Annotated in this window: 7 protein-coding genes; 5 read left to right on the forward strand and 2 right to left on the reverse strand. The window is 65.7% G+C overall.

The features are described 5' to 3' along the window. Positions 1 to 75 precede the first annotated feature (75 nt). Positions 76 to 2,961: an excinuclease ABC subunit UvrA gene (uvrA, locus tag BSE24067_RS28370; RefSeq protein WP_151066185.1), complete on the reverse strand. Its 2,886-nt coding sequence runs from the start codon at positions 2,959 to 2,961 to the stop codon at positions 76 to 78. A 267-nt stretch (positions 2,962 to 3,228) separates the two neighbouring features. On the opposite strand from uvrA, the gene BSE24067_RS28375 reads away from it, so the two are divergent. Both BSE24067_RS28375 and BSE24067_RS28380 read left to right on the forward strand, forming a co-directional pair. Continuing rightward, positions 3,229 to 4,416 (forward strand): MFS transporter, encoded by a 1,188-nt coding sequence (locus BSE24067_RS28375; RefSeq protein ID WP_151066184.1) that lies wholly within the window; start codon positions 3,229 to 3,231, stop codon positions 4,414 to 4,416. Positions 4,417 to 4,518: 102 nt separating this feature from the next. Further along, on the forward strand, positions 4,519 to 5,067 hold the full coding sequence (locus tag BSE24067_RS28380; RefSeq protein ID WP_059464499.1) for a single-stranded DNA-binding protein: 549 nt from the start codon (positions 4,519 to 4,521) through the stop codon (positions 5,065 to 5,067). Positions 5,068 to 5,319: 252 nt separating this feature from the next. Here BSE24067_RS28380 and BSE24067_RS28385 read toward each other — a convergent pair whose 3' ends face one another. Next, the gene (locus tag BSE24067_RS28385) at positions 5,320 to 5,544 is read right to left on the reverse strand and encodes a hypothetical protein (protein ID WP_151068750.1); all 225 of its coding nucleotides are present in this window, start codon (positions 5,542 to 5,544) and stop codon (positions 5,320 to 5,322) included. 239 nt (positions 5,545 to 5,783) lie between these two features. On the opposite strand from BSE24067_RS28385, the gene BSE24067_RS28390 reads away from it, so the two are divergent. From BSE24067_RS28390 to BSE24067_RS28400, 3 genes are all read left to right on the forward strand, one after another. Then, positions 5,784 to 6,548, forward strand: coding sequence for a ParA family protein (locus BSE24067_RS28390; RefSeq protein ID WP_151068749.1), 765 nt, complete (start codon positions 5,784 to 5,786; stop codon positions 6,546 to 6,548). A gap of 455 nt (positions 6,549 to 7,003) precedes the next feature. After that, positions 7,004 to 7,585, forward strand: coding sequence for a TIGR01841 family phasin (phaP, locus tag BSE24067_RS28395; protein WP_151068748.1), 582 nt, complete (start codon positions 7,004 to 7,006; stop codon positions 7,583 to 7,585). A 254-nt stretch (positions 7,586 to 7,839) separates the two neighbouring features. Further along, on the forward strand, positions 7,840 to 8,117 hold a 278-nt coding region (locus BSE24067_RS28400; protein WP_477021222.1), incomplete at its 3' end, for a thiolase family protein.

Genomic DNA, 8,117 nt, shown 5'->3' on the forward strand with positions numbered 1-8,117 from the left:
AAAACGATGACACCGGCGCCGCTGCGGGCGCCGGACGCGCGCGGCCCGGGCAGCCGCGCGCGGGAACGGCCGCCGTCAGCCGGCCGCCGCCTTGCGGGTCGGGCGCTTGAGCAGCGGCGCGAGGTACTTGCCGGTGAAGCTCGCCTTGGTCTTCGCGACCTGCTCGGGCGTGCCCTGCGCGATGATCTGGCCGCCGCCGGCGCCGCCTTCGGGGCCGAGGTCGATCACCCAGTCGGCCGTCTTGATCACGTCGAGGTTGTGCTCGATGATCACGACCGTGTTGCCCTGGTCGCGCAGCCGGTGGATCACCTCGAGCAGCAGCGCGATGTCGTGGAAGTGCAGGCCGGTGGTCGGCTCGTCGAGGATGTACAGCGTGCGGCCCGTGTCGCGCTTCGACAGCTCCAGCGACAGCTTCACGCGTTGCGCCTCGCCGCCCGACAGCGTCGTGGCCGACTGGCCGAGGCGGATGTAGCCGAGGCCGACGTCGAGCAGCGTCTTCAGCTTGCGCGCGATGACCGGCACCGCGCTGAAGAACTCGTACGCATGCTCGACCGTCATGTCGAGCACTTCGCTGATGTTCTTGCCCTTGTACTGCACTTCGAGCGTTTCGCGGTTGTAGCGCTTGCCGTGGCACACGTCGCACGGCACGTAGACGTCCGGCAGGAAGTGCATCTCGACCTTCAGCACGCCGTCGCCCTGGCACGACTCGCAGCGGCCGCCCTTCACGTTGAACGAGAAGCGGCCCGGATCGTAGCCGCGCTCCTTCGCGGTCGGCACGCCCGAGAACAGCTCGCGGATCGGCGTGAACAGGCCCGTGTAGGTGGCCGGGTTCGAGCGCGGCGTGCGGCCGATCGGCGACTGGTCGACGTTGATCACCTTGTCGAAGTGCTCGAGGCCCTCGATCGCCTCGTGCGGCGCCGGTTCGGCCGACGAGCCGTACAGGTGGCGCGCGACCGCGTGATACAGCGTGTCGTTGATCAGCGTCGACTTGCCGGAGCCAGATACGCCGGTGATGCAGGTCAAGAGGCCGACCGGCAGCTCGAGATCGACGTGCTTCAGGTTGTTGCCGTGCGCGTCGACGATGCGCAGCATCCGGTCGGGATCCGGCGCGATCCGCTCGTCCGGATACTCGATCGTGCGCTTGCCGACGAGGTACTGGCCCGTCAGCGATTGCGGGTTCGACTGCACCTGCTTCGGCGTGCCTTCGGCGACCACGACGCCGCCGTGCTCGCCCGCGCCGGGGCCCATGTCGACGACGTAGTCGGCGGTGCGGATCATGTCCTCGTCGTGCTCGACGACGATCACCGAGTTGCCGAGGTCGCGCAGGTGCTTGAGCGTCGCGATCAGCCGGTCGTTGTCGCGCTGGTGCAGGCCGATCGACGGCTCGTCGAGCACGTACATCACGCCGGTGAGGCCCGAGCCGATCTGCGACGCGAGCCGGATGCGCTGCGCCTCGCCGCCGGACAGCGTCTCCGCGCTGCGCTCGAGCGACAGGTAGTCGAGCCCGACGTTGTTCAGGAAGGTCAGGCGCGCGACGATTTCCTTGATCACCTTGTCGGCGATCTCGCGCTTCGCGCCGTCGAGCGTGAGCCCGTCGAAATAGCCGAGCGCGTCGCGCAGCGGCCAGCCGCTGATTTCGTAGATGCCGCGCGCGTAGTCGCCGGTGCCGACGCGCACGTGGCGCGCCTCGCGGCGCAGCCGCGTGCCGTCGCACGACGGGCACGGCTGGTTGTTCTGGTATTTCGCAAGCTCTTCGCGCACCGCGACCGAATCGGTCTCGCGGTAGCGGCGCTCGAGGTTCGGGATGATCCCTTCGAACACGTGCTCGCGGATCGTCGTGCGGCCGCGCTCGTTGATGTACGAGAACGGGATCGTCTGCTTGCCGGAACCGTACAGCAGCACCTTGCGGATCTTTTCGGGCAGATCCTCGAACGCCGCGTCGATGTCGAATTCGTAGAACGCCGCGAGGCTCTGCAGCATCTGGAAGTAGAACTGGTTGCGGCGGTCCCAGCCCTTCACGGCGCCCGCGGCAAGCGACAGCGACGGATGCGCGACGACCCGCTTCGGGTCGAAGAACGTGATCTGGCCGAGGCCGTCGCATTCCGGGCACGCGCCCATCGGGTTGTTGAACGAGAACAGCCGCGGCTCGAGCTCCTGCAGCGAGTACGAGCAGATCGGGCACGCGAACTTCGAACTGAACAGGTGCTCGCGGTCGGTGTCCATCTCGAGCGCGATCGCGCGGCCGTCGGCGAGGCGCAGGGCCGTCTCGAACGATTCCGCGAGGCGCTGCTTCATGTCCGGGCGCACCTTCAGGCGATCGACGACGACGTCGATCGTGTGCTTGTCGTTCTTCTTCAGCTTCGGCAGCGACTCGACCTCGTAGATCTTCGCGACGCCTTCGTTCGCGGTGCCGCCGCCCGAGCGTACGCGAAAGCGCACGAAACCCTGCGCCTGCATGTCCTCGAACAGCTCCGCGTGCTCGCCCTTGCGGTTCGCGACGACGGGCGCGAGGATCATCAGCTTGGTTTCCTCGGGCAGCGCGAGCGCCGCGTCGACCATCTGCGACACGCTCTGCGCCTCGAGCGGGATGTCGTGGTCCGGGCAATACGGCGTGCCGACGCGTGCGAACAAAAGTCGCAGGTAGTCGTGGATTTCGGTGACGGTGCCGACGGTCGAACGCGGGTTGTGGGACGTCGCCTTCTGCTCGATCGAGATCGCCGGCGACAGGCCTTCGATCAGGTCGACGTCGGGTTTCTCCATCAGCTGCAGGAACTGGCGGGCGTACGCGGACAGGCTTTCGACGTAGCGGCGCTGGCCCTCGGCATAAAGGGTGTCGAACGCGAGCGACGACTTGCCCGACCCGGACAACCCGGTAATCACGATCAGCTTGTGGCGCGGCAGGTCGAGATTGACGTTTTTCAGGTTGTGGGTGCGTGCCCCACGGATACGGATCTGTTCCATGAACCTGGCGAAAATGGAGGGAACCAAACCTGCTACTATAACGGCTTTTCGAGGCCGTCGTTGGGGGCCCCCAGCCTTTGCAGCAGCTGGCAGCAAGGCGGTGCCCACGCCGGTGAAAGCGGCCCGCGCCGCCCGGCTCGAGGCGGCCCGCAGGCTGCCTGCACGGCGTGCCGGAAAGCACCCCGGAGCGCGTCCGCCGGGCCGGTGGCCCTGATCTTCGCCGCCCGCCGCCGGGCGGACATTCCGATCATTCGAAATTCATTCCCGATGTCCAATCCGTCCGCCACGTCTTCCCGCATGACTGCGCCCGAGCTGCGCGCGACCACGTCGCTCGCGGCGATCTTCGCGCTGCGCATGCTCGGCCTGTTCATGATCATGCCGGTGTTCTCGGTCTACGCGAAAACCATCCCGGGCGGCGACAACGTGCTGCTCGTCGGGATCGCGCTCGGGGCGTACGGCGTCACGCAATCGCTGCTGTACATCTTCTACGGTTGGGCGTCGGACCGGTTCGGCCGCAAGCCCGTGATCGCCACGGGGCTGCTGATCTTCGCGCTCGGCAGCTTCGTCGCCGCGTTCGCGCACGACATCACGTGGATCATCGTCGGCCGCGTGATCCAGGGGATGGGCGCCGTGTCGTCGGCGGTGCTCGCGTTCATCGCGGACCTGACCTCCGAGCAGAACCGCACGAAGGCGATGGCGATGGTCGGCGGGTCGATCGGCGTGTCGTTCGCGGTCGCGATCGTCGGCGCGCCGATCGTGTTCCACTGGGTCGGGATGAGCGGGCTGTTCGCGATCGTCGGCGTGCTGTCGATCGTCGCGATCGGCGTCGTCATGTGGGTCGTGCCCGACGCGGCGAAGCCCGTGCACGTGCCGGCGCCGTTCGCCGAAGTGCTGCACAACGGCGAACTGCTGCGCCTGAACTTCGGCGTGCTCGTGCTGCACGCGACGCAGACCGCGCTGTTCCTCGTCGTGCCGCGCCTGCTGGTCGACGGCGGGCTGCCGGTCGCCGCGCACTGGAAGGTGTACCTGCCGGTGATGGGTCTCGCGTTCGTGATGATGGTCCCGGCAATCATCGTCGCGGAGAAACGGGGCAAGATGAAGCCGGTGCTGCTCGGCGGCATCCTGGCTATCCTGATCGGCCAATTGTTGCTCGGCAGCGCACCGCATACCATCCTGATTGTGGCGGCGATCCTGTTCGTGTACTTCCTGGGCTTCAACATCCTGGAAGCGTCGCAGCCGTCGCTCGTGTCGAAGCTCGCGCCCGGTTCGCGCAAGGGTGCGGCCACGGGCGTCTACAACACCACGCAATCGATCGGGCTCGCGCTCGGCGGCATCGTGGGCGGCTGGCTGCTGAAGCACGGCGGCGCGAATACCGTCTTCTATGCATGCTCCGGGCTCGTGGCGGCGTGGCTTATAATCGCGGCCAGCATGAAAGCGCCGCCGCGCAAGGCCTGAACCTACTTTCGGGCACGCAGCGGCAGCGCTTGCCGGCTTGCCCGGCGGGCTGCTCCGACGACATGCGCGGGCGGCCCGGCACCGAATTTACTGGAGAAACACATGGCATCCGTCAACAAGGTCATCCTCGTCGGCAACCTCGGCGCCGATCCTGAAGTCCGTTACCTGCCGAGCGGCGACGCGGTTGCGAACATCCGTCTCGCGACGACCGATCGCTACAAGGACAAGGCGAGCGGCGATTTCAAGGAAATGACCGAGTGGCACCGCGTCGCGTTCTTCGGCCGTCTGGCCGAGATCGTCAGCGAATACCTGAAGAAGGGTTCGTCGGTCTATATCGAAGGCCGCATCCGCACGCGCAAGTGGCAGGGCCAGGACGGCCAGGATCGCTACTCGACCGAAATCGTCGCCGACCAGATGCAGATGCTGGGCGGCCGCGGCGGTTCGGGCGGCGGCGGTGGCGGCGGTGACGAAGGCGGTTACGGCGGCGGCTACGGTGGTGGCGGCGGCCGTGGCGGCGAGCAGATGGAACGCGGCGGTGGCGGCGGTCGCGCCGGCGGTGCGCCGCGCGGCGGTGCAGGCGGCGGCCAGAGCCGTCCGAGCGCGCCGGCGGGCGGCGGCTTCGACGAGATGGACGACGATATTCCGTTCTAAGCCGAACGTCGGTTCCCGACGTAACGACAGGCCCGAATGTCCGTGCTGAATCAGCGGTTCAGCCTGGATCTTCGGGTCTTTTTCCGTTTACGGCTTTTTCGATCCGGGCGGAACGTGTGCGATTCGAGCGACCCAAGCGTCGCGCGACGCGGGGAGAAGCCGCCGGGCGGCAAAGGCCTCAAGGAATTTCCCGGACCGGGCCTGATGCGTCCGCGCGCACGACTGGCGCCCCGCGCGCCAAAACGAAGCTCGTTACGCTTCCGTCACGATCGCGACCAGATTGCTGACGCGCTCGACCGACTTGCCGCCCTTCGGCCAACGGACCAGCGCATCGCCGCCGTGAATCGACAGGATCACGCCGTCGCTGCGGTCCACGGCGCCCGAAAACGTGACGCGGTTCACTTTTGCCGACGGCGAAAACGAACCGGCGCGGCGGCCCGGCAGCAGATCCATCAGAAACGAAAATACGGGGTACACAACAACTCCTTCACAAGCTTGAATAAGGGTTTTCCCGTAGTTTAGCAGTTCGAATGTTGCGTCGCAACATCGCCGTCTCTTTCCGCTCCCCGTGCGCGGGTACGCCGACGACATTTCCGGTCCACCCGCCGCGCCGCCCCGGACCTTCCGCATGCGGCGCGCATCTGACGGATGTCATGCGGCCGCCACGGTTGACCGGCTAAGCTGGTTCCTTCGACGTTTCGAGCGAAGGAGACACGATGCGGCGGGTCGTATTCAACCAGAAGGGCGGCGTGGGCAAGTCGACCATCGTCTGCAACCTGGCGGCGATCAGCGCGAATGAAGGACTGCGCACGCTCGTGATCGACCTCGACGCGCAGGCGAATTCCACGCGCTACCTGCTCGGCGACCGCGCGGCCGCCGCGCACCCTGGCGCCACCGACTTCTTCGAGACGGCACTGACGTTCAACTTCCGGCCGGTGGACGTCGCATCGTTCATCCATCCGACGCCGTTCGACGGCCTCGACGTGATGCCCGCGCATCCGGACCTCGACACGCTGCACGGCAAGCTCGAATCGCGCTACAAGATCTACAAGCTGCGCGACGCGCTGAACGAGCTCGACGCATACGATGCCGTCTACATCGACACGCCGCCCGCGCTGAACTTCTACACGCGCTCGGCGCTGATCGCGGTCGAGCGCTGCCTGATTCCGTTCGACTGCGACGACTTCTCGCGCCGTGCGCTGTACACGCTGCTCGAGAACGTGAAGGAGATCCAGCAGGACCACAACGCAGCGCTCGAAGTCGAAGGGATCGTCATCAACCAGTTCCAGCCGCGCGCGAGCCTGCCGCAGCGGCTGGTCGACGAACTCGTCGGCGAGGGGTTGCCGGTGCTCGCGTCACGGCTGTCGGCGTCGGTGAAGATTCGCGAGTCGCATCAGCAGTCGAAGCCGCTCATTCATCTGGAGCCGGCGCACAAGCTCGCGCAGGAGTTTCTCGCGCTGCATCGCGAGTTGGCCGGCTGAGCATTTCATCGGTGCAACCGGTATTCATACGATAATTAAATTTGGTATTAATAATCCCGGTAACGATTTCAAAGTAAATCGCGGAAAAAACGATTTCATATAAGAATTCATCGCGAACCAATACACGCCGATTCCTAATAGTAGAAATAATGACGAGGTAAAGCTTGCGGTTGCAGCATGTGCGTCATGCTGTAAAAAGGTAAAAACCCTTTTGGCATAAGGATTTGCGGCACGGTTTAAGGCGCATTGTGACTCGCTACCTTTCAGTCAAAATTACCGATAAGGGTTTTCACCTAGCATTAATGACATTTAATTCGCAATCAATGCCTCTAGAATGGCCTTCCTCGACATCTCGCATTCAATCGATTTGCGGGTCGTGAATAAGGGAGCAGGCCCCGATCTGACTTCCATTTTTTCTTACGTTATCTCTCGCATTGCTAACAGGAGCGTGCCCGATGTCCGTCTTTGCCCCCGAAAAATTCGCCGCCGATTACCAGTCCGGAGTCGCCGCGTGGTTCGCGATCGCCCGTCCGGCAATCAATGGCTTCGAAGCCGTGGTTGAGCTCAACCTGCAAGCGGCCAAGACGGCGCTCGAGGAATACGAGGACAAACTGAAGAACGCGTTCGATGCGAACAACCCGGTCGCGGGTTTCGCGCAGCAGGTGGCGGCGCCGCAGGAAGCCGCCGGCAAGGCGGTCGCGTACGGCCGCCATCTGTTCGACATCGCGGTGTCCACGCAGGCCGAATGGGCAAAGGTCGCGCAGGCTCAGTACGAGCAGACCGACAAGCGCGTGAAGGATGTGGTCATCGAACTGACGAAGCATGTGCCGGCCGGTTCCGGCGCCGTGGTCGCCGCATTCAACTCGGCACTGTCCGCGGCGACTGCGGCGGCCGACTCCGTGCGCGCCGCGACGGGGCAGGCGATCGAGGCCGCGCAAAGCGGTTTCGACGCGGTCAGCGAAACGACGGCGCGCGGTGCCAAGCAGACGGCCGCCGTGTCGCGCAAGGAAGCAGCCTCGCGCGACACGGCCGCCTGAGCGGGTCGCGCGCACGCGCGACACATACGAACGAGAGCGGCGCGGGCGAGCGCCGGTTGCCGCGGGTGCCACGCGGCGATCGACGAATCGCCTGCCCGCCACAGCGTGACCGGCTCCGGCCGATCGTGCGGAGGCGTCGCGCGCGCGAAGCGTGCGGCCGTTGGACCGCATTCCCGGCCGCGCGGCGCGTATGCGCCGTTCGGGCCTGGGCACGCACACGGATCGACCCACTGACTTCAATGCAGGAACACAACATGACGGACGTAGTGATCGTATCGGCCGCGCGGACCGCGGTCGGCAAATTCGGCGGCTCGCTCGCGAAGGTCGCGGCACCGGAGCTGGGCGCGACGGTGATTCGCGCGGTGCTGGAGCGTTCGGGCGTGAAGCCCGAGCAGGTGAGCGAAGTGATCATGGGCCAGGTGCTGACGGCGGGCTCGGGGCAGAACCCGGCGCGGCAGTCGCTGATCAAGGCCGGCCTGCCGAACGCGGTGCCGGGCATGACGATCAACAAGGTGTGCGGCTCGGGCCTGAA

Source organism: Burkholderia latens (genome assembly GCF_902499045.1).
Lineage (GTDB): Bacteria > Pseudomonadota > Gammaproteobacteria > Burkholderiales > Burkholderiaceae > Burkholderia > Burkholderia latens.